The organism is Microbispora sitophila, assembly GCF_014892245.1.
Classification (GTDB): domain Bacteria; phylum Actinomycetota; class Actinomycetes; order Streptosporangiales; family Streptosporangiaceae; genus Microbispora; species Microbispora siamensis.
Genome location: NZ_JADBGC010000006.1, coordinates 35588 through 57192, shown reverse-complemented (window position 1 = coordinate 57192; position 21605 = coordinate 35588). Strand labels below are relative to the sequence as shown.

The window sequence follows — 21605 nt, the reverse complement described above, 5'->3', positions numbered from 1 at the left end:
ACAGGCATGACCCAGGTGACGGCGGCCCGTGCGGGCCGGGGCCGACGCGCCCCGGCCCGTCCGGGCACCCTGCGCGCGCTGGCCGGGATGGCCTACGCGGCGCCCACCGCCGTGATCGTCCTCACCCTGTTCCTCGCCCCGCTCGTGCTGGTCGTCGTGATGTCGCTGCACAGGTGGCCGCTGCTGGGGGCGCCGGCGTTCAACGCCCCGGCGAACTACGCGAAGATCGCCGACGACCCGTTGTTCCCCGGCGCCGTGGTCTTCACGCTGAAGTACACCGCGATCATCACGGTGCTGCTGTCGGCGCTGGCCCTCGGCCTCGCGCTGCTCGTGCAGGAGCGCCGGCCCGGCGTCGGCTTCTTCCGTACGGCGTTCTTCCTGCCCGGCGCGGTCGGGTTCGCCGCGGCGGCGCTGCTGTTCTACGGCATGCTCAACAACGACGTCGGCCCGTTCGGGTTTCTCGGCGTGAAGTGGACCGGCACGCCGAACATGGCCCTGACCTCCACGATCGTGCTGGTGCTCTGGCGCTTCGCCGGGTTCAACATGCTGATCCTGCTGACCGGCCTGCAGTCCATCCCGGTCGAGGTCTACGAGGCGGCCAGGTCCGACGGCGCGTCCCGCTGGCAGGTGTTCACGAAGATCACGCTGCCGCTGCTGCGCCCGACCCTCGCGCTGATGCTGATCCTCAGCATCACCGGGTCGCTGCTCGCCTTCGACCAGTTCTTCATCTTCACCAACGGCGGGCCCGACAACAGCACGGTCTCGATGGTGATGGTGATCTACCGCAACGCGTTCTTCAAGTTCGACCTCGGCGGCGCCGCCGCGATCTCCGTCGTGCTGCTGGCCGTCCTGGTCGCGCTCAACACCCTCCAGCTGAAGGTCCTGAGATGAGGTACTACTCGTCCCGGTCGGCGCTGGCCGTGCTGTTCCTGTTCCCGCTGCTGTGGAGCGGCTGGTCCTCGCTGCGGGGACAGGACGGCGGCTACACGCTCGGCAACTACGCGCAGATGGCGCGGTTCGGCGAGGGCCTGCCGCGCTACTTCGGCAACAGCCTGCTGGTGTCCGTGATCACGGTCGTCGGCACCGTCGTCGTCTCGGCGCTCGGCGGCTACGCGTTCGCCCGGTTCCGCTTCCCCGGCAAGAACCTGCTCTTCCTGGCCACGCTCGCGATCCTCATGGTGCCCTACGCCACCATCCTCATCCCGCTGTACGTCCTGCTCGGGTACGTCGGGCTGCAGAACTCCCTGGTCGGGCTGGCCCTGGTCTTCGTGATGTTCCAGCTTCCCTTCGCCACCTACATGATGCGCAACTCCTTCGAGGCCGTCCCGAAGGAGCTGGAGGAGGCCGCGATGGTCGACGGGTGCGGTTCGCTGCGCGCGCTGATCGGCATCCTGCTGCCCGCCGTGCGGCCCGGCCTGATCACCGTCGGCCTGTTCGCGTTCCTCGCCTCGTGGAACGACTTCTTCGCGCCGTTGATCCTGCTCAACGACGGATCGAGCTTCCCGCTGCCGGTCGCCGTCGTCAGCATGACGCAGAAGACGTTCGGCGCGATCGACTACGGCATGCTGCAGGCCGGCGTCATGGTCATGGCGGTGCCCTGCCTGCTGCTCTTCCTCGTCCTGCAGCGCTACTACGTCCGCGGATTCATGTCAGGAGCCTTGCGTGGTTAGTCCCGTCGTCCCCTCCTCCGGCGCCCTCGCCCCCCTCGGCCTGCCGGACGTCCGCCTGCTCCCCGGGTTCTGGGGATCGCAGCCGACCCAGACGATCATCGACCACTGCTACACGTGGATGGAGCGGGTGGGATGGATCGGCAACTTCACGGGCGAGCCGCGGCGCGGACGCGAGTTCAGCGACTCCGAGGTCTACAAGCTGATGGAGGCGATGGCCTGGGCGGGCGACCCGCGGATCGAGGAGCTGACCCGCGTCGTCGCCGCGGCCCAGGAGGCCGACGGCTATCTCAACACCAAGTGGCCCGGCGCGCGGTACACCGACCTGGAGTGGGGCCACGAGCTGTACTGCTACGGCCACCTGATCCAGGCCGGGATCGCGCGCAAGCGCACCCACGGCGAGGACGAGCTGTGGGACGTGGTCCGCCGCGCCGCCGACCACGTCTGCGCGACGTTCATGGAGGGCACGGGGGTCTGCGGGCACCCGGAGATCGAGATGGCGCTGGTCGAGCTCTACCGGGAGACCGGCGCGGAACGCTACCTGGAGATGGCCCGCCGGTTCGTCGAGCGGCGCGGGCTGCCGGCGCTCGCCGACATCGAGTTCGGCCGCGCCTACTACCAGGACGACCTGCCCGTACGGCGGGCCGAGGTGTTCCGCGGCCATGCCGTACGCGCGCTCTACCTGGCCTGCGGGGTCGTGGACCTGGCCGTGGAGACGGGCGACAAGGAACTGCTGGAGACCGTCGAGCGGCAGTGGGAGCGCACGGTCGCCCGGCGCACATACCTGACCGGCGGCATGGGTTCGCGGCACTCGGGGGAGGCGTTCGGCGACGACTACGAGCTGCCGCCCGACCGCGCCTACAACGAGACCTGCGCCGGGGTGGCGTCGGTCATGCTGGCCCACCGGCTGCTGCTGGCGACCGGCGACCCCCGCTACGCGGACCTGGCCGAGCGCACGCTCTACAACGTCGTCGCCGCCGGGCCGGCGCTCGACGGGAAGTCGTTCTTCTACGCCAACCCCCTCCAGGTGCGGGTGCCGGGGGAGAAGGTCGAGGGGGTCAGCCCGCGTGCGGAGGGCGGGCTGCGCGCCCCCTGGCGCGAGGTGTCGTGCTGTCCCACGAACCTCGCCCGCACCTTCGCCTCCCTGCCCGCCTACCTCGCGACCGCCGACGAGCGGGGAATCCAGATCCAGCACATCACGCCGTCGGTAATCGGTTACGACGGGCTGCGGGTCCGGCTCTCCACCGGTTACCCCTGGTCGGGGGCGGTGACGCTGACCGTCGAGGAGGCTCCGGCGGAGCCGCGCCGGATCACGGTGCGCATTCCGGGCTGGGCGGGCGGCGGAGTGCACGAGTGGGAACGTTCCTGGCAGCCGGGCGAGGAGGTCCGTCTCGACGTCCCGATGGCCCCGCGCTGGGTCCGCGCCGATCCCCGGGTGGACGCCGTGCGCGGGTGCGTGGCGGTCGAGCGCGGGCCCCTGGTCTACTGCGCGGAGTCGCCCGGAGACGCGCCGCTGCTGTCGCAGATCGAGGTCAGCACCGCCACGCCACCGGTGGAGCGCGGGCCGTCCCTGGAGGTCGCCGCCCGTCACGTCGTCGCCGAGGACGACGGCTGGCCGTACGGGGAGGCCCGGACGGAGCAGGGAGAGCCGATGGTGTTGTGGCTCGTGCCCTACCACCGCTGGGGCAACCGGGGGCCCGCGACGATGCGTGTCTGGCTGCCTGAAGCCCGCTGAAAGATTCATGCCGAAAACCTTTTCTAATCTAATTCGGAAAAGCCCGGAGCGGTAATTCTCCGTGGATTTCAGTTGCCGGGGCGGCGGGGGAGCGGACCGGTCGACTCCCGCACCACCAGCCGCCCCGTCTGCCGGACGACGCCGGACGTGCGGTGCCCGTCGAGGGCGGCCGACAGGTGCTCGACCGCCGCGGCTCCGAGCTGCTCCAGGTTGAGGTCGATGGTCGTCAGCGGCGGGCGGCAGTCGGCCGCGAGCGCCTCCCAGTTGTCGTAGCCCACCACCGCGACGTCGTCGGGGATGCGCCGTCCCAGGGCGGCCAGGGCCTCGCAGGCGCCGTCGGCGATCTGGTCGTTGCCGCAGAAGATCGCGTCCACCTCGGGGGCCGCGGTGATCAGCATCCGGGTGGCGTGGCGGCCCCACCGGCGCGACCACTCGCCGAAGAAGGGCTCGCCGCCGGCCAGGTCCAGGCCCGCCTCGTCCAGTGCCGCGCGCAGGGCGGCGGCCCGGTCGCGGGCGGCCCGGTAGGACTCGGGGCCGGTGATGTGGGCGATGTGGCGGCGGCGCAGCGCGATCAGATGCCCGGCGGCCAGCCGGGCGCCTCCCGTGTCGTCGGCGAGGATCGACAGGTCGGCCGGGTCGCTGGACTCGCCGTACACGTAGACCACCGGCACGGGGATGTCCCGGGTCAGGGACGGCCGCACGTCGTTGCTCTCGCCCAGGATGACGAACCCGTCGACCTGCCGGGCCAGCAGCGTGCGGATGTAGTGCTGGCGCCGGATGGCGTCGCCGCGCGCGTCGCAGAGCACGACCGACATCTCCTCGTTGCCCAGCGCGTTCTCCACCCCGAGCAGCACGGGCATGGAGAAGCGCCCGCCGAGCTCGTCGGTGAGCAGCCCGATGGTGCGGGTGCGGCCGGAGATCAGCCCCTGGGCCAGCGCGTTGGGGCGGAAGGACAGCTCGGCCGCGGCCCGCCGCACCCGGGCCCGGGTCTCCTCGGCGACCTCGGCCCGGTTGTTCAGGGCCTTGGAAGCCGTCGCCACCGAGACCCCGGCCCGGGCGGCGACGTCGGTGAGCGTCACCATTCCGGAACGACGTCGGCCCACCGAAATCCTTTCGAAAGACATTTCAGAAAAGGCGCCGGGAGAAGGCGCCCGCACGCCCCGACCATATGCGGGTGAGCGCGCCGCCATCAATGCCGCGGGCGCGCTGATCTCGTTACCGAAAGTTAACGTTGCCGAAAACCTTTTCGGCGTCGATTGTGGGCTCAAGCGCGGCATCCGCCCCCGGATGACCGTCCCCCCACCACCCCGAAGGAGGTGACGTGATGCCGGCGTTCGTCCACCCCCGGTTCAGATCCCTGACCGTGGCGGTGGTGCTCTGCCTCGTCATCGGCGCCCTCATGGTTCCGAGGCAGGACGCCTCCGCCGCCCAGACCATCGGCTATCCCACGTTCACCGGTCCCGCCATCCCCACGTCACCCGTCGGCTACAGCACGGGGAACATGCTGCGGGCCGTCTACGACTCCGAGAGCTCCGGCACCGACTTCTGGATCGACCGGCTGCTCAGCCGCACCGGCGGAAGCGACCCCTCCGACGCCGATGGCGGCATCCTCATGACGCGCGGCCGGGCCCTGTTCATGAAGACCCACACGCCCGGCACGCTCGGCTTCGCCGGCAAGGTCGCCTATATCGAGAGCATCAACGACCAGAGCGCCTTCACCGTCGCCGTCACCCCCGGCACGTTCACCGAGCAGGCCGCCCAGCGCAAGCAGGCCCCCAGCCACTGGAAGAGCGTCCACACCAGCGGCAACGTCCGGATCGAGCAGACGAAGTTCATCACCGACAACAACGTCGCGGTGGCCAACCTGGCGATCACCAACGGCGGCACCGCCTCCACCACCCTGCAACTGCGCGCCACCTCGCCGTACGCCACCTCGGGCAGCGGCAACGAGCTGACCGGCACCGTGAACGCCTTCAACAACCTCACGACGATCCGCCCCCGGCTGTCGGGCGACGGGTTCACCGTCTCCAGCGGGGGACTGAACCGCTCGGTGACGGTCGCGGCCGGCGCCACCGTCACCGTGAAGCTCGTCATGGGCTTCGTCACCGACGAGATCCCCGAGTCGCTGAGCGAATACAACGCCTACAAGGGCTACGACGCCGCCACCGCCTTCGCCACGCACGTGCGGGCCTACAACCGGTGGTGGGCGGACAACATCCCCTACTTCGACTCGCCCGAGCCGGCGATCACGAAGAACTACTACTACCGCTGGTGGCTGATGCGGTTCAACAACCTCGACGCGAACCTGCCCGGCCAGACCTACCAGTTCCCGACCTCCGTCGAGGGCGCGCTCGGCTACAACAACGCCATCGTGCTCACCCAGCCGATGCACATCGACGACCTGAAGTATCTGCGCACGCCGCTCTACGCGTACGGCGACTGGCTGTCGGTCGGGCAGGTGTCGAAGGGCGGCCGGTTCCTCGACAATCCGGGCGACCCCGCCAACTGGTCCAACAGCTACACCCAGTACATCGGTGAGGCGGCCTGGCGCAGCTACCAGATCCACGGCGGGCCGCCCGCCGTCGCGGCCAACCTCGCCAAGTACGCCGAGGGCGACGCCAAGGGCCAGCTCTCCTACTACGACCACGACGGCAACGGGCTGATCGAGTACGACTGGGGCGCCCTCACCGGCAACGACGCCGACGCCGTGTCGTTCCACTGGCGCAGCGGCAACCTCGACCGCACCGAGTCGGCGTACGTCTACAGCGGGGCCCTGGCCGCCGCCAAGGCGTACGACGTGATCGGCAACGCCACGAAGGCGGCCGAGATGCGCGCGCTCGCCACCCGCGTGCAGAACGCCGTGGTCAACGTGCTGTGGGACCCGGCGAACCGGGTGCTGGAGCACCGCCACGTGGCGACGAACACGCTCGACCCGTGGAAGGAGATCAACAACTTCTACCCGTACGCCGTGGGCCTGATGCCGAACACGGCGACCTACCGGGAGGCGCTGCGGCTGTTCGCCGACCCGGCCGAGTATCCGGTCTTCCCCTTCTACACGGCCAACCAGAAGGACAAGGCGGCAGCGGCGGCGGCCGGCAACCCCGGCAGCAACAACTTCTCCACGATCAACTCGACCGTGCAGTTCCGGCTGTTCTCCTCGGCCATTCGCAACTACCCGACCTCCTACATCACGAAGGACGACTACAAGAAGCTGCTCTACTGGAACGCCTGGGCGCAGTACGTCGGCGGCGACACCCGCTGGCCCGACGCCAACGAGTTCTGGGCGAACTGGAACGGCTCGTCGATCACCTACCGATCGTGGATCCACCACAACATCCTCGGCAGCGCCAACTGGACGCTGATCGAGGACGTGGCCGGGCTGCGCCCGCGCGACGACGCCAAAGTGGAGCTGTCGCCCATCGACATCGGCTGGGACCACTTCGCCGTCAACAACATCCGTTATCGCGACGCCGACCTGTCGATCGTCTGGGACGACCCGTCCGACGGCGTCACCCGGTACGCCGGGGTGCCGCAGGGATACTCGATCTACGTCAACGGCGCCCGGGCCGTGACCGTGGACCGATTGGCGCCGTTCGTGTGGGACCCCGCGACCGGGTCGGTCACCTTCACCGGGGGCGCCACCGGGACCGTCTCCTACAACCAGGCGGTCGCCGGGATGAAGGCGCCGCAGCAGGTCGTCCACACCGATCCGCGGGTGGTCGACGAGCTGGCCAAGGCCGGGGCCGATATCACCGCGAACCTCACCAACCTCGCCCAGGGCGCCACCGTGTCGGCCTCCTACACCGGCTCGGGCACCACCACGGCCTCCGCCGTGGACGGATTCCCGATCAACGAGCCGTTCTGGGGCGCGGCCGGCTCGCCGAACGCCCAGGACTGGTACGAGGTGAACTTCGGCAGCGCCAAGACCTTCGACGAGGTCAGGCTCTACTTCAAGGACAGCCGCCCGGCGAGCACGGCCTACCGGCCGCCGTCGGCCTACCAGATCCAGTACCTCGACGGCAGCACCTGGACCACCGTGAGCGGCCAGGCGAAGACGCCCGCCACCCCGCAGGGCAACTACAACCTGGTCAAGTTCAGCCCGGTCACCGCGCAGCGGGTGCGGGTGCTGATGACCAACCCGTCCGGGGCCAAGAGCGGGCTCACCGAAATCAAGATCTACAACCGTGGCGGCACCAACCCGCCGCCGGTCACCAACCTGGCGCAGTCGGCGACGCCCTCCGCCTCGTACACCTCGTCGTGGGAGTCGGTCGCCGCGATCAACGACGGGATCGACCCGCCGTCTTCCAACGACACGGTCAACCCGCGCTGGGGCACCTGGCCCAACCAGGGTGAGCAGTGGGCTGCCCTCACCTGGCCGTCCGCGGTGACGGTCGGCCGGGCGCAGGTCTACTTCTTCGACGACGACCAGGGCATCGACCTGCCGGCGTCGTGGAAGCTCCAGTACTGGAACGGCAGCGCCTACGTGGACGTCGCCGGGGCGAGCGGCTATCCGGTCGCGGCCGACCAGTACAACAGCGTGACCTTCACCCCCGTGAGCACCACCCGCCTGCGGGTGCTGCTGCAGAGCGCCTCCGGTTACTCGGTCGGGCTGCTCGAAGTCAAGGCGTACGGCTCGTAACGCGTCAGGCGGGGGAGGCGAGCGGCCTCCCCCGCACCCCCCACTCCGACGGAAGACGAGACAGCCATGCCAGAACCCCCCGGAAGCGTGTCCCGCAGAACCCTGTCCCGCAGAAACCTGCTCGTGGCCGGCGCGGCCGGGCTCGCCTCCGGCGCGCTCGGGGCCTCCGGGGCCGCCCGCCCCGCCGCTGCCGCCGCACCCGCGTCTCTGGTGCCCAGTGCCCCCCTCCTGGTGCCCAGTGCCTCCCTCCCGGCGTCCCGCGCCGACGTCGGCGTCGCCGCCTACGCGTTCCCGCTGACGGCCGTGCGCCTGCTGGGCGGGCCGTTCGCGGCCAACGCCGGGCGCACGCACAGCTACCTGTCGTTCCTCGACCCCGACCGCCTGCTGCTCACCTTCCGGCGCAACGTCGGACTCGCCTCGGCCGCCACGCCCTGCGGCGGCTGGGAGTCGCCCAGCACCGAACTGCGCGGCCACTCCACCGGGCACCTGCTGTCCGCGCTGTCGCAGGCGTACGCCTCCACCGGCACGGCGTCGTTCAAAAGCAAGAGCGACTACTTGGTGGCCGAACTGGCCGAATGCCAGGCCCGCGCCACCACCGCCGGGTTCAACGCCGGCTACCTGTCGGCCTTCCCCGAGAGCTTCATCGACCGGGTGGAGGCACGCCAGCAGGTCTGGGCCCCCTACTACACGCTCCACAAGATCACGGCGGGGCTGCTCGACGCGCACCTGCTCACCGGCAACGCCCAGGCGCTGACCGTCCTGCTCGGCATGGCCGCCTGGGTCAAGCTGCGCTGCGACCGGCTCAGCTACACGCAGCGGCAGAACATGCTCGACACCGAGTTCGGCGGCATGAACGAGGTGCTGACCAACCTCTACCAGCTCACCGGAGACCCCGCCCACCTCGCCACCGCGCAGTACTTCGACCACGCCGAGGTCTTCGACCCGCTCGCGGCCGGGACCGACGCGCTGAACGGCTACCACGCCAACACCCAGATCCCCAAGGTGATCGGCGCCATCCGGGAGTACCACGCGACCGGCACGACCCGCTACCGCGACATCGCCGTCGCGTTCTGGGACATCGTCACCCGCCACCACACGTACGCCATCGGGGGCAACTCCAACGGCGAGTACTTCAAGGCGCCCGACCGCATCGCGAGCGAGCTGTCCGACACCACCTGCGAGTGCTGCAACTCCTACAACATGCTCAAGCTCACCCGGCAGCTGTTCCTCACCGATCCGTCGCGGGCCGACCGGATGGACTTCTACGAAAGGACGCTCTACAACCACGTCCTGGCCTCGCAGGACCCGAACTCGGCGCGCGGGTTCCAGTGCTACTACGTGCCGCTGCGGGCGGGCGGGATCAAGACCTACAGCAACGACTACGACAGCTTCGTCTGCTGCCACGGCACCGGGATGGAGAGCAACACCAAGTATGGCGACAGCGTCTACTTCCACTCCGGTGACACCCTCTACGTCAACCTCTTCATCCCCTCCGAGCTGACCTGGGCCGAGCGCGGGCTGACGATCAGGCAGGAGACGACCTTCCCGGAGGCCCCCTCGACCCGGCTCACGGTCACCGGCTCCGGGGCCGCCACGTTCCGGATCCGCATCCCGTCCTGGACCTCCGGGGCCCGGATCCGGGTCAACGGCGCGGCGCAGGCGCTGACCCTCACCCCCGGCATGTACGCCGCGCTCACCCGCACGTGGAACAGCGGGGACGTCGTCGACGTCGACCTGCCCACCCCGCTGACGCGGGAGGCCGCGCCGGACGACGCGACCGTGCAGGCGGTCAGGGTCGGCCCGATCGTGCTCGCCGGCGGGTACGGCACGACGAACCTCGGCGCCCTGCCCACGCTCGACCCCGCCACGATCACGGCGACCTCGACGCCGCTGCACTACACGGCGACGGCGAGCACCGGGCAGGTGACCCTGCGGCCCTTCCACCAGACGCACGGGGAGCGTTACACCGTCTACTGGAGGGTCGCCGCCGCGCCGCCGCCGTTCGTGGCGCACTACCGCTTCGACGAGACCTCGGGGACGACCGCCGCCGACGCCACCGGCAACGGCCGTACGGCGACGCTGGCGGGCGGCGCGACCTGGACGGCGGGGCGCACGGGCAACGCCGCCGGTCTCGGCGGAAGCGGGCAGCACGTGGCGCTGCCCTCCGGCATCCTCGCGGGCGCGACGGCCTTCTCCGTCGCCCTCTGGGTCCGGCTGGACGCCGTCGACACGTGGTCGCGGGTCTTCGACTTCGGCGCCGGCACCACGGCCTACATGTTCCTGACCCCGCGCAGTTCGGCGGGGACTGCCCGCTTCGCCGTCACCACCACCGGCTCGGGCGGGGAGCAGCGCCTCGACGCCCCCGCCGCCCTGGCGACCGGGAAGTGGACCCACGTCGCCGTCACCGCCGCCGGCGGCACCGGAACGCTGTACGTCGACGGGGCCCAGGTGGCCCGCGCCACGGGCATGACGCTGCGCCCCGCCGACCTCGGCTCCACCACGGGGAACTGGGTCGGCCGCTCGCAGTACGCCGGCGACCCCTACCTGCGGGGCGCGGTCGACTCGCTGCGGATCTACAGTCGGGCGCTGACCGCCGCCGAGATCGCCGATCTCCACTCGACAGGCTTGTAACCCTCGCGGAAAGGCACTTCATCCATGTCACGACGCTTTTGGCGCCGGCGCCTGTCCTCGGTGGCCGCGATCGCGGCCACGCTGGTGCTGGTCCTGGCGGGCGGCGCGTACGCCGCCAACCCGATCATCACCTCCATCTACACGGCCGATCCCGCCGCCCTCGTGGTGGGGAACACGATGTACATCTACTCCGGGCACGACGAGGCGGCCCCGGGAGCGACCAACTTCTCTATGCGCGACTGGCACGTGCTCTCGTCGACGGACGCGAACACCTGGACCGACAACGGGGCGAAGCTGTCGATCGCCGACTTCTCCTGGGCGGGCGCGGACGCCTGGGCGGGGGAGGTGGAGCCGCGCAACGGGAAGTACTACTGGTATGTCCCGGTCAACGGCAACGGACCGGGGTGGATGGACATCGGCGTGGCGGTCGGCGACAGCCCGCTCGGCCCGTTCCGCGACGCCAAGGGCGGCCCGCTGATCAGCGACAGCACCCCGAACTCGTCGCCGCTGAACATCGACCCCACCGTGTTCACCGACGACGACGGGCAGGCGTACATCTACTGGGGCGGCTACTGGGGGGTGCGGGCGGCCAAGCTCAAGTCCAACATGATCGAACTGGACGGCTCGGTCGTCACGCCGCAGGGCCTCACCAACTACTGGGAGGCGCCGTGGATGTTCAAGCGGAACGGCGTCTACTACATGGTCTACGCGGCCAACGACACCAACGGCTGCGTCACCTCGTCCAGCTACGCCTGCCAGCGCTACGCGACCGCGAGCAACCCGCTCGGGCCCTGGACACAGCGGGGCGTGATCCTCGACCAGGTCAGCTCCACCACGAGCCACGCGGCGGTGGTGGAGTTCAACGGGCAGTGGTACATGGTTTACCACACGGCCGACGCGCCGGGCGGCGGCAACTTCCGCAGGTCCGTCGCGGTGGACAAGCTCTACTTCAACGCCGACGGCACGATCCAGAAGGTGATCCAGACCAGGGGCGGCGGCACCGGCGGTGACAACAAGGCGCTGACGGCGACCGCCTCGACGTCGTACGTGTCCTCCTGGGAGAGCCTCGCGGCGATCAACGACGGGTACACCCCGGCCAGTTCGGCCGACCGGGCCCACGCGGTGTACGGCAACTGGCCACAGCAGGGCGCCCAATGGGTGCAGTACGACTGGCCGGCCGCGGTCACCCTCAACCGGGTGCGGGCCTACTGGTTCGACGACGACCAGGGCATCGACCTGCCGGCGTCCTGCTCGGTGCAGTACTGGACCGGGTCGGCCTGGCAGAACGTACCCGGGGCGAGCGCGTGCGGCGTGGCCGCGAACACCTTCAACACCGTGACGTTCACGCCGGTCACCACCACGCGGATCCGGCTGAACTTCACCTCACGCAGCGGTTACTCGACCGGGCTGCTGGAGGTCCAGGCCCTGGCGCCGTGAGCGGGGCGAGCGCCTTCCGGATCCCGGAAGGCGCTCGCTTGTCCGCCGCTAACCCTCGGGATAGAAGAGGAACAGCGTGCAGCCCGTCGTCGTCTGCGGGACGTGGGAGGAACCCGCGGGGGCGTGGATGAAGGAGCCGGCCGGGTAGTCCCGCTCGCCGTCGTTGAAGACGCCGGAGACCACGAAGACCTCTTCGGGACCAGGCTCGTGGACGTCGACTCCCTGCCAGCAGGTGTTCGCGTCCATCTCCAGGACGAAGGCCTTCGCACCGTTGTCCCCGGCCCACAGCGGGCGCAGCCGGATGCCGGGGAAGAGTTCGCGGACGGGAGCGTCCTGGACGGCGGACCACACGCACGCAGGCGTGTTCTGTTCTGTCGTCATGAGGGCCAGCCTGGCGGCCGGCCGTCGCATCGCCGAGCGTCAGAAAAGACATCATGCGGTACTTTCCTGCCATGCATCGAGTGGTGGCGCTCGTCCGTCCACGGCAATCGACCTTCGAACTCGCCTGTGCGGCGCAGGTGTTCGGAATCGAGCGGCGAGGACTTCCGACGCGGTACGCCTTCGGCGTGTGCACGGAGCGCCCCGGCCCGGTCGCGACGTACGCCGGGTACGACATGCTCGTGACCGACGGGCTGGACGCACTCGACCGGGCGGACACCGTGGTCGTCCCCGGCTGGCTGCCCGTCAAGGAGACCCCCTCGCCCGCGGTCGTCCGGGCACTCGGCCGCGCGCACTCGCGCGGCGCGCGGGTGGTCGGCATCTGCTCCGGCGCCTTCCTGCTGGCGCACGCCGGTCTGCTGGACGGACGGCGGGCGACCACCCACTGGGCGCTGGCGGACGAGCTCGCCGCGCGCTTCCCGCGCATCCGGGTCGACCCGGATCCGCTGTACGTGGACCACGGTGACGTGGCCACCAGCGCCGGCGCCGGGGCCGGCATCGACCTGTGCATGCACCTGGTCCGCCGCGACCAGGGCGCCCGGTACGCCGCGCACATCGCACGGACCATGGTCATGCCACCCCACCGCGAGGGCGGGCAGTTGCAGTACTCGGCGCCGCCACATCCCGCACAGATCGACGACACGCTCGCGCCGGTGCTGGAGTGGATCATCGAGAGACTCGGTGAACCGCTGACCGTCGAGGACATGGCCGCACACGCCGGCGTCTCGGCGCGCACCCTGGCCCGGCGGTTCGCCGAGCAGCTCGGTACCAGCCCCGGGCGTTGGCTGCTCGCCCAGCGGATCGCCACCGCCCGGGACCTGCTGGAGTCCTCCGACCTCCCGTTGGACGCCGTCGCCCGCCGCGTCGGGCTCTCCTCGGCCACTAACCTCCGCCGGCGCTTCCTCGCCATCATGGGCACGACGCCGGGCGCCTACCGCCGGGCGTTCCGGGCCGAGCCCTGACGTAAATGTGGTAATGGCCGAATATGCTTGTAGCGTAATTTGCTCATGGCGAAAATGTGCTCAGAGTGAAATAGGCAGGCCTCTTCCCGGGTTCCGGGACTAATGTCGCGGCATAACCCGACTACCGGAACAGGGAGACCAGATGGACTACCACGCGCGCTCCGGCGACCCCGCCGCCGACCGGTTCGCCTTCGGAGACCTTGGCCGTAAGCTGCTGGAACGGCGCATCGTCGTGCTCGGCCAGGAGGTCGACGACGACATCGCCAACCGCATCTGCTCGCAGCTGCTGCTGCTGACCGCGGAGGACTCCGAGCGGGACATCAGCCTTTACATCAATTCCCCCGGCGGTTCCGTGTCGGCCGGTCTGGCGATTTACGACGTCATGCAATACGTGCCGAACGACGTCGTCACCGTGGGCATGGGCCTGGCCGCCTCGATGGGGCAGTTCCTGCTGTGCGCCGGCGCGCAGGGCAAGCGTTACGCCCTGCCGCACGCGCGCATCATGATGCACCAGCCGCTCGGCGGCATCGGCGGCACGGCGGCCGACATCGCGATCCAGGCCGAGCAGATGCGGCACACGAAGAAGACCCTGGCCGAGCGCATCGCCTTCCACACCGGTCAGCCGTTCGAACGCATCGAGGCGGACTCCGACCGGGACAGGTGGTTCACCGCCGAGGAGGCCAGGGAGTACGGCATCGTCGACCACGTGGTGGCTGGGCTGGGCGCCGTGCGTTAGGCGCTTTGAGCGTAGGGTCCGCGGCGGCGGGGCTCGTACGCCGACCGCCCGCGGGCCGCCCGGGGGGGAGCGAGGTCCCGGGTCACGAATGCCGTGACTTCGTCCGCGTCCGCGTCAGCACGAGGCACTGGCTGCCCGCAGGTCGGCGAGTGTGCGCCGCGCGAGTTCGCCGAAGCCGGTCGCCGTCGGTCGTGTCGCTCCAGCGCTCGTAGGCGATTTTCAGGGCGAGCGCGCCCAGTTCCGCGGCCACGCACGCGGTCAGGTCGGGAACGCCGCGCCGCATCAGCGCGTGGGTCATCGAGGCGGTGAGACCGAGGCCCTTCAGCGCCTCGCGTTCCCGCAGTTCCGGGTTGGCGGCGATCACTGCCCGCCTGCGGGCGCCGAGCCCGTGGCGTACGGCCAGGGGCTCGCGGACCGGGTGCGGACGCTGGCTCCCGACCGCGTGACCACCGCGACGGACCTGTTCGGCACCGAGACGGCCGAGACCGCGCTCGCGCTCGGCGTGCCGCCTGAGCGGATCTCCACGATCGCCGCGGGCCCGAACCCTCCCGGCGGCGTGCGCGGGACCGGGGGCGAGCAAGCCCGGCCGGCGGACCTGGAGCGGATCACCGACGCGATCCTCGCCGGCGAGATCACCGTGCCCATCGCCGCGACCTTCCCGATCGAGCAGATCCGTGAGGCCGTCACCCTGCAGGCCGGACGCCACGTCCACGGCAAGATCGTGGTCACGCTGTGACCACGTGGGCGTCAGCCGCAGCGTGTCCCCTTGGCCGGGACCCTCCCCTCCACCAGATAGGCGTTGACCTTGTCGTCGATGCACTGGTTCTGGCCGTACGCGCCGTGGCCCTCGCCGTTCAGCGTCAGCAGTACGCCGGTGCGCAACTGCTCGGCCAGGCGCGGCGCCCACTGATAGGGCGTGGCCGGGTCGTTCGTCACGCCGACCACCAGGATCGGGCCGGACCCGGTGGCGTCGACGTGCCTGGCGTCGTCGTCCCCGGGCACCGGCCAGACGCTGCACGACCCCGCGCTGATCGCGGTCGAGGCGAAGATCGGGCTCCGCTTCTTCAGCCGCCGGGCCAGCTCCTCGCCCTGGGCGACCGAGGGGCGGTCGGTGCTGTCGACGCACAGCACCGCCGGCAGCGAGAACTGCAGGGTCGAGTAGGTGCCGTTCGACTGCCGTCCGGCGTACTGGTCGGCCAGCGCGAGCAGGCCGTCGAGCTTGCCCTTCCTGCCCTCGTCCAGCGCCTCGGTGAGCAGCGGCCAGGTGTACTTGCTGTAGAGCGCCTGGGTGATGCCCACCCTGGCGACGTCCTCGGTGACCGTGCGCGAGCCGACCTTCCCCGGCGTGCGCGTCAGGGTGTCGAGGAGCTTCAGCACGGTGGCGTTCGCGGTGGCGGCGTCGGCGCCGAGCGGGCAGCTCGTCCGCGTCTTGGTGCAGTCGGCCAGGTAGTCCTCGTACGCCTTCTGAAAGCCGAGGGCCTGTGTCTTGGCCATGTCAAGCATGCTGATCGAGGGGTCGACGGCCGAGTCGAGCACCATGCGCCCCACCTTCTTCGGGTACTGCGTGGCGTACACCGCCCCGAGGTGGGTGCCGTAGGAGAAGCCGAAGTAGTTGAGGCGCGGCTCGCCGAGGGCCACGCGCAGCGACTCCAAGTCGCGGGCCGCGTTGACGGTGCCGACGTAGGGCAGGATCCAGCCCGCGTTGCGCTCGCACGCCTGGGCGAAGCCCTTGACGAGCTTGGTCTCGGTCGCGGCGTTCTCGCTGGGCTCCCTGCTCATGTACTGGTCCATCTGGGGGCCGCTGAGACAGCGGATGCCGCTGCTGCGTTCCACGCCCCGCGGGTCGAAGCTGACGAGGTCGTAGCGGCTGTTCAGGGTGGAGAACGCGTGGGCCGCGTTGATGAGCGTCGTGACGCCGGAGCCGCCGGGACCACCGAAGTTGAAGACCAGGGAGCCGATCCGCCGGCTCTGGTCGGTGGCCCGCAGCCGGACCAATGCGATGTCGACCTTCTTGCCCTCCGGCTTGGCGTAGTCGAGGGGCACCTGGAGCGTGGCGCACTCGAAGCCGGAGGCGGAGGCCGTCTCCTCGCACGCCTTCCAGGCCAGGGAAGGCGTGCCCGAGGCGTACTCCTCCGGGGTGACCCGCGCGCCCCCGCAGCCGGTGGCCGCCGTCATCGCGCCGAGCCCGGCGACCGCCGCCGCCAGCACCGGCCAGACCCTTCGCGCCGCCGTCACCCGCGCCGCCGCCCGCGCCGATACCACTCGCACCGATACCACTCGCGACATCGCTCGCGACACTGACAACCCTCCGTGTTCGACTGTATTCGGAGGGTGTCTCGTTTATATCGCACGCCGTCGCCACCGCACCGCCGACTCACCGGAACTCCGCCTTACCCGGACAATGGTCTAAACCATTTCCCCTCCCGTGACTCGGAACCTTCACGCCGTCCTTGGTGGCGAATTGGTTTATGCCACTGTGCGGTCACCGGAAAAATGGGTGTTCTTTGATTGGATTAGACCTATGCGATGCCTTCTACCTGCTTAGACGTCATGTGTGGCGAAGGGTGATGTTTGGTGCTGCTTTTCCTAGGTACAGTCCGGTTGCGGGCCGCGTCCGCGGTTTTATTGAAGTCGGCGAAGGAGCGTCGCATGCCCAAGTACGTTTACGACTTCACCGAGGGCAACAAGGACCTCAAAGACCTACTCGGTGGCAAGGGCGCCAATCTGGCGGAAATGACCAAAATCGGCCTCCCCGTGCCTCCCGGCTTCACGATCACCACCGAGGCGTGCCGCCACTACCTGGGGCACGGCGGCATTCCCGACGGGCTGGAGGGGGAGATCGTCGAGCACCTCGCCGCCCTGGAGGCGCGGATGGGCAAGCGCCTCGGTCAGGCGGACGACCCGCTGCTGGTCAGCGTGAGGTCGGGGGCCAAGTTCTCGATGCCCGGCATGATGGAGACGGTCCTCAACATCGGCCTCAACGACGACTCGGTCCTCGGGCTGGCCAAGCAGTCGGGCAACGACCGCTTCGCGTGGGACTCCTACCGCCGGCTCATCCAGATGTTCGGCAAGACCGTCCTGGGCATCGACGGCGAGCTGTTCGAGGACGCGATGGACGACCTCAAGGGCGAGCGGGACGACACCGACCTCGACGCCGCCGACCTCCAGCGGCTGGTCGAGACCTTCAAAGGCATCGTCCGGGAGCGGACGGGCCGCGACTTCCCCGCCGACCCCCGGGAGCAGATGGACCTCGCCGTCAGGGCGGTCTTCGATTCCTGGAACGCCCCGCGCGCTATCCTCTACCGCCGCCAGGAGCGCATCCCCGCCGACCTCGGCACCGCCGTCAACGTCGTCGCCATGGTGTTCGGCAACATGGGCCCGGACTCCGGCACCGGGGTCGCCTTCACCCGCGACCCCGGCTCGGGACGCCAGGGCGTCTACGGCGACTATCTGCGCAACGCCCAGGGCGAGGACGTCGTCGCCGGCATCCGCAACACCGTCCCCCTGCAGGAGCTGGAGACCATCAACCCGGAGGCCTACCGCGAGCTCCTCGACATCATGGCGACCTTGGAGCGGCACTACCGCGACCTGTGCGACATCGAGTTCACGATCGAGCGCGGCAAGCTGTGGATGCTGCAGACCCGGGTCGGCAAGCGCACGGCCGCCGCCGCCTTCTGCATCGCCACCCAGCTCGTGGACGAGGGCCTGATCGACATGGACGAGGCGGTCACCCGGGTCACCGGCGACCAGCTCGCCCAGCTCATGTTCCCTCGCTTCGCCGCGACGGCCGGCAACCGCAGGCTGACCACCGGCATGAACGCCTCGCCCGGCGCCGCCGCGGGCAGGGCCGTCTTCAGCTCCGAGCGGGCCGTCGAGCTGGCCGGGCAGGGCGAGGCGGTCATCCTCGTGCGGCGGGAGACCAACCCCGACGACCTCGCCGGGATGATCGCGGCCCACGGCGTGCTCACCTCCAGGGGCGGCAAGACCTCCCACGCCGCCGTGGTGGCCCGCGGCATGGGCAAGACCTGCGTGTGCGGGGCCGAGGAGCTGGAGGTGGACCCGCACGCCCGCCGCTTCACCGCCCCCGGCGGGATCGTGGTGAACGAGGGCGACGTGATCTCGATCGACGGCGGCACCGGAGCCGTGTACCTCGGCGAGGTCCCGGTCACCGCCTCGCCGGTCGCCGAGTACTTCGAGGGCGAGCCCGCCGAGGACGAACTGGTGCAGGCCGTCGACCGGATCATGACCCACGCCGACTCCGCACGCCGGCTCGCCGTACGGGCCAACGCCGACACCCCCGAGGACGCCGCCCGCGCACGCCGCTACGGCGCCCAGGGCGTCGGGCTGTGCCGTACGGAGCACATGTTCCTGGGGGAGCGGCGGCGGCTCGTCGAGGACCTGATCCTGGCCACGACGCCCGAGGAGCGGCAAGCCGCGCTCGACGCGCTCGAACCGCTCCAGACCGGCGACTTCACCGGCATCTTCACGGCCATGCGCGGGCTGCCGGTGACGATCCGGCTGATCGACCCGCCGCTGCACGAGTTCCTGCCCGACCTCACCGACCTGGCCGTGAAGGTGGCTCTCGCGGAAGAACGGGCGGGGGAGAGGGCGGACGACCGGGACCGCAGACTCCTCGACGCGGTCAAGCGGCTGCACGAGCAGAACCCGATGCTCGGGCTGCGCGGCGTACGGCTCGGCCTGACGATCCCCGGCCTGTTCGCCATGCAGGTGCGGGCCATCGCCACGGCCGCCCGGCGGGTCGAGGACGCCCGGGCGGAGATCATGATCCCGCTGGTCGGCGCGGTGCAGGAGCTGGAGATCGTCAGGGAGGAGGCGGAGGGCATCCTCGCCGAGGCGGGCGTGGAGGCGGCGATCGGCACGATGATCGAGGTGCCGAGGGCGGCGCTGACGGCCGGGCAGATCGCCGAGGCCGCCGAGTTCTTCTCGTTCGGCACCAACGACCTCACCCAGATGACGTGGGGCTTCTCCCGTGACGACGTGGAGAGCGCCTTCTTCGGCAAATACCTCGACCTCGGCGTCTTCGGGGTCTCGCCGTTCGAGTCCGTCGACCGGGAGGGCGTCGGCCGGCTGATGCGGATCGCGGTCGAGGAGGGCAGGCGGACGCGGCCGGACCTCAAGCTCGGCATCTGCGGCGAGCACGGCGGCGACCCCGAGTCGGTGCACTTCTGCCACGAGATCGGCCTCGACTACGTCTCCTGCTCGCCGTTCCGCATTCCGGTGGCCCGGCTGGAGGCGGGTCGTGCGGCGCTGACCTGTGCGCAGTCCGACACGAGATGAGTTGAAATTCCACAGAACATCCGGACTGGTTGTGGAATGACCAGGTCGGAGTGGGGGCGGTTCACCGGGCCGCGCGACACGGCCCGGTGACCGTTGAAGCCGCCCGCCTGACTGATCACTCTACGTACCTACCGCAAGGGAGGGCGTGGAGTGGGAAGACGTCGCCGCCTGCCGTCGTCGGGGATCGCCGCGGCGTCGCGCCGTGCTGTCTTCGCGTCGCTTTGTGCCCTCGTGACACTGCTCGGTGCCGTCCCCGCTTCGCCGGCCCTGTCGCTGACGACCTCGGCGGCGGGACAGGCGGGTCAGGAGCCGTCGCCGTCGAGGCAGTACCAGGTGGACGGCCCGGCCACCGTCGCGCAGCGCAGCGCGGTGGCCCGCACGGGGGCCGCGGTCGACGAGGTGCACGGCCGGAGCCTGGTCGTCACCGCGACCCTCCAGGAGGCCGACGCCATCCGCAGGCTCGGGTTCACGGTCACCGAACTGGCGCCCCCCGCCGAGGCGGGCGGCCCGCAGACCTTCGACTTCCCCTCGGGAGACTCCGGCTACCACAACTACGCCGAGCTCAGCACGCTGGTGGATCAGGTCGTCGCCGCCCATCCCACGATCGCGCGCAGGTTCAGCTACGGCCGCTCGTACGAGGGCCGCGACCTGATGGGCGTCAAGATCAGCGACAACGTGGCCGCCGACGAGAACGAGCCCGAGGTGCTGTTCACCGCGCACCAGCACGCGCGCGAGCATCTCACCGTCGAGATGGCGATCTACCTGCTGCGCCTGTTCACCGACAACTACGGCGGCGACGCCCAGATCACCGACCTGGTGAACACGCGGGAGATCTGGATCCTGCCCGACCTCAACCCCGACGGCGGCGAGTACGACATCGTCACCGGCTCCTACCGGTCGTGGCGCAAGAACCGCCAGCCCAACTCCGGCACCTCCAGCGTCGGCACCGACCTCAACCGCAACTGGGGCTACCGATGGGGCTGCTGCGGCGGCTCCTCCGGCACCCCGTCAAGTGAGACCTACCGCGGCTCGGCCGCCGAGTCGGCCCCGGAGGTCAGGGCGGCGGCCGACTTCGTCCGCAGCCGCGTGGTCGGCGGCGTCCAGCAGATCAAGGCGGCGATCGACTGGCACACCTACAGCGAGCTCGTCCTGTGGCCGTACGGGTACACGACCGCCGACACCGGCCCGGGCATGACGCAGGACGACCGGGACGCGCACGCCGCCCTCGGCCGGAGCATGGCGGCCACCAACGGGTACACCGCCGAGCAGGCGAGCGACCTCTACATCACCGACGGCTCGATCGACGACTGGATGTGGGGCACGTACAAGATCTTCACGTACACGTTCGAGATGTACCCCAAGGGGAGCAACCCCGGCTTCTACCCGCCCGACGAGGTGATCGACCGCGAGACCTCCCGTAACCGGGCGGCCGCGCTGCTGCTCGTGCAGAACGCCGACTGCGTCTACCGGGTCATCGGCAAGGAGACCGCGTACTGCGGCACCGGCACGCCGCCCGCGACCGTCTACTCCGACACCTTCGAGACCGCGACCGGCTGGACGGTGAACGCGGCGGGCGCCGACACGGCCACCTCGGGGGCGTGGGAGCGCGCCGACCCCGCCGCGACGACGTCCAGCGGGGCCAAGCAGCTCGGCACCACGGTCAGCGGGAGCTACGACCTGGTCACCGGCGCCGCCGCCGGGGCGAGTGCCGGGGACGGCGACGTCGACGGGGGAGTGACCACGATCACCTCGCCGCCGATCACGCTGCCGGCGTCGGGGACGCTCACGCTGTCGTTCTCCTGGTATCTCGCCCACGGGTCGAACTCCTCCGCGGCCGACTACTTCCGGGTGAAGGTGATCGGCGGCACGACGAGCACGGTCTTCGAGCAGCTCGGCGCGGCCACCGACAGGGACGGCGTGTGGAGCGTCGCCACCGCGTCGCTGACCGGGCTGGCCGGCCAGACCGTGCGGATCCAGTTCGAGGCCGCCGACCTGGCGACCGCCAGCCTCGTGGAGGCAGGGGTCGACGACGTGACGATCACGAAGACCTGATCCATCGCAG

Annotated in this window: 15 protein-coding genes; 11 read left to right on the top strand and 4 right to left on the bottom strand. The window is 70.3% G+C overall.

Features of this window, described 5'->3' with window-relative positions; genetic code table 11:
- Window positions 1-6: 6 nt before the first annotated feature.
- The 3 genes from IL992_RS12355 to IL992_RS12345 are packed head-to-tail and all read left to right on the top strand — an operon-like array spanning window position 7 to window position 3402.
- Complete coding sequence (locus tag IL992_RS12355; protein WP_193203491.1) at window positions 7-891, top strand: carbohydrate ABC transporter permease; 885 nt, start codon at window positions 7-9, stop codon at window positions 889-891.
- On the top strand, window positions 888-1670 hold the full coding sequence (locus IL992_RS12350) for a carbohydrate ABC transporter permease (protein WP_079312265.1): 783 nt from the start codon (window positions 888-890) through the stop codon (window positions 1668-1670). The genes IL992_RS12355 and IL992_RS12350 overlap by 4 nt, the downstream gene beginning before the upstream one ends.
- The gene (locus IL992_RS12345) at window positions 1663-3402 is read left to right on the top strand and encodes a glycoside hydrolase family 127 protein (protein ID WP_193203490.1); all 1740 of its coding nucleotides are present in this window, start codon (window positions 1663-1665) and stop codon (window positions 3400-3402) included. The genes IL992_RS12350 and IL992_RS12345 overlap by 8 nt, the downstream gene beginning before the upstream one ends.
- Window positions 3403-3470: 68 nt before the next feature.
- Here IL992_RS12345 and IL992_RS12340 read toward each other — a convergent pair whose 3' ends face one another.
- On the bottom strand, window positions 3471-4505 hold the full coding sequence (locus IL992_RS12340; RefSeq protein WP_319018506.1) for a LacI family DNA-binding transcriptional regulator: 1035 nt from the start codon (window positions 4503-4505) through the stop codon (window positions 3471-3473).
- A gap of 221 nt (window positions 4506-4726) precedes the next feature.
- Here IL992_RS12340 and IL992_RS12335 point away from each other — a divergent pair, with 221 nt between their 5' ends.
- The 3 genes from IL992_RS12335 (at window position 4727) to IL992_RS12325 (ending at window position 12109) form a co-directional block, all read left to right on the top strand.
- Window positions 4727-8041, top strand: coding sequence for a galactose-binding domain-containing protein (locus IL992_RS12335; RefSeq protein ID WP_193203488.1), 3315 nt, complete (start codon window positions 4727-4729; stop codon window positions 8039-8041).
- A gap of 66 nt (window positions 8042-8107) precedes the next feature.
- Window positions 8108-10672, top strand: coding sequence for a glycoside hydrolase family 127 protein (locus IL992_RS12330; RefSeq protein WP_193203487.1), 2565 nt, complete (start codon window positions 8108-8110; stop codon window positions 10670-10672).
- Window positions 10673-10696: 24 nt separating this feature from the next.
- Window positions 10697-12109 carry a glycoside hydrolase family 43 protein gene (locus IL992_RS12325; protein ID WP_193203486.1) on the top strand — a complete coding sequence of 471 codons (1413 nt, stop codon included), beginning with the start codon at window positions 10697-10699 and terminating at the stop codon, window positions 12107-12109.
- A gap of 48 nt (window positions 12110-12157) precedes the next feature.
- On the opposite strand, the gene IL992_RS12320 is transcribed toward IL992_RS12325, so the two are convergent.
- Window positions 12158-12490 (bottom strand): cupin domain-containing protein, encoded by a 333-nt coding sequence (locus IL992_RS12320; RefSeq protein ID WP_193203485.1) that lies wholly within the window; start codon window positions 12488-12490, stop codon window positions 12158-12160.
- A gap of 71 nt (window positions 12491-12561) precedes the next feature.
- Between IL992_RS12320 and IL992_RS12315 the strand changes: the two genes are divergently transcribed.
- Window positions 12562-13509, top strand: a complete 948-nt coding sequence (locus IL992_RS12315) for a GlxA family transcriptional regulator (protein WP_193203484.1) — start codon at window positions 12562-12564, stop codon at window positions 13507-13509.
- Between the two features lie 142 nt (window positions 13510-13651).
- Window positions 13652-14245, top strand: coding sequence for an ATP-dependent Clp protease proteolytic subunit (locus IL992_RS12310; protein WP_193203483.1), 594 nt, complete (start codon window positions 13652-13654; stop codon window positions 14243-14245).
- A gap of 82 nt (window positions 14246-14327) precedes the next feature.
- On the opposite strand, the gene IL992_RS46115 is transcribed toward IL992_RS12310, so the two are convergent.
- Window positions 14328-14609, bottom strand: coding sequence for a hypothetical protein (locus IL992_RS46115; protein WP_226872844.1), 282 nt, complete (start codon window positions 14607-14609; stop codon window positions 14328-14330).
- Window positions 14610-14633: 24 nt separating this feature from the next.
- Between IL992_RS46115 and IL992_RS46110 the strand changes: the two genes are divergently transcribed.
- The gene (locus IL992_RS46110) at window positions 14634-14981 is read left to right on the top strand and encodes a zinc-binding dehydrogenase (RefSeq protein ID WP_319018505.1); all 348 of its coding nucleotides are present in this window, start codon (window positions 14634-14636) and stop codon (window positions 14979-14981) included.
- 11 nt (window positions 14982-14992) lie between these two features.
- On the opposite strand, the gene IL992_RS12300 is transcribed toward IL992_RS46110, so the two are convergent.
- Window positions 14993-16513: an alpha/beta hydrolase gene (locus tag IL992_RS12300; RefSeq protein WP_319018504.1), complete on the bottom strand. Its 1521-nt coding sequence runs from the start codon at window positions 16511-16513 to the stop codon at window positions 14993-14995.
- Between the two features lie 381 nt (window positions 16514-16894).
- Between IL992_RS12300 and ppdK the strand changes: the two genes are divergently transcribed.
- Complete coding sequence (gene ppdK, locus IL992_RS12295) at window positions 16895-19543, top strand: pyruvate, phosphate dikinase (protein WP_193203482.1); 2649 nt, start codon at window positions 16895-16897, stop codon at window positions 19541-19543.
- 231 nt (window positions 19544-19774) lie between these two features.
- Window positions 19775-21595: a M14 family zinc carboxypeptidase gene (locus tag IL992_RS12290; protein ID WP_193203481.1), complete on the top strand. Its 1821-nt coding sequence runs from the start codon at window positions 19775-19777 to the stop codon at window positions 21593-21595.
- The last annotated feature ends 10 nt before the right edge of the window (window positions 21596-21605 follow it).

Excerpts from the sequence above, each read along its gene's own strand:
- IL992_RS12355 (WP_193203491.1), top strand. The coding sequence starts at position 7 with ATGACCCAGGTGACGGCGGCCCGTGCGGGCCGGGGCCGACGCGCCCCG.
- IL992_RS12350 (WP_079312265.1), top strand. The coding sequence starts at position 888 with ATGAGGTACTACTCGTCCCGGTCGGCGCTGGCCGTGCTGTTCCTGTTC.
- IL992_RS12335 (WP_193203488.1), top strand. The coding sequence starts at position 4,727 with ATGCCGGCGTTCGTCCACCCCCGGTTCAGATCCCTGACCGTGGCGGTG.
- IL992_RS12330 (WP_193203487.1), top strand. The coding sequence starts at position 8,108 with ATGCCAGAACCCCCCGGAAGCGTGTCCCGCAGAACCCTGTCCCGCAGA.
- IL992_RS12325 (WP_193203486.1), top strand. The coding sequence starts at position 10,697 with ATGTCACGACGCTTTTGGCGCCGGCGCCTGTCCTCGGTGGCCGCGATC.
- IL992_RS12320 (WP_193203485.1), bottom strand. The coding sequence starts at position 12,490 with ATGACGACAGAACAGAACACGCCTGCGTGCGTGTGGTCCGCCGTCCAG.
- IL992_RS12315 (WP_193203484.1), top strand. The coding sequence starts at position 12,562 with ATGCATCGAGTGGTGGCGCTCGTCCGTCCACGGCAATCGACCTTCGAA.
- IL992_RS12310 (WP_193203483.1), top strand. The coding sequence starts at position 13,652 with ATGGACTACCACGCGCGCTCCGGCGACCCCGCCGCCGACCGGTTCGCC.
- ppdK (WP_193203482.1), top strand. The coding sequence starts at position 16,895 with ATGCCCAAGTACGTTTACGACTTCACCGAGGGCAACAAGGACCTCAAA.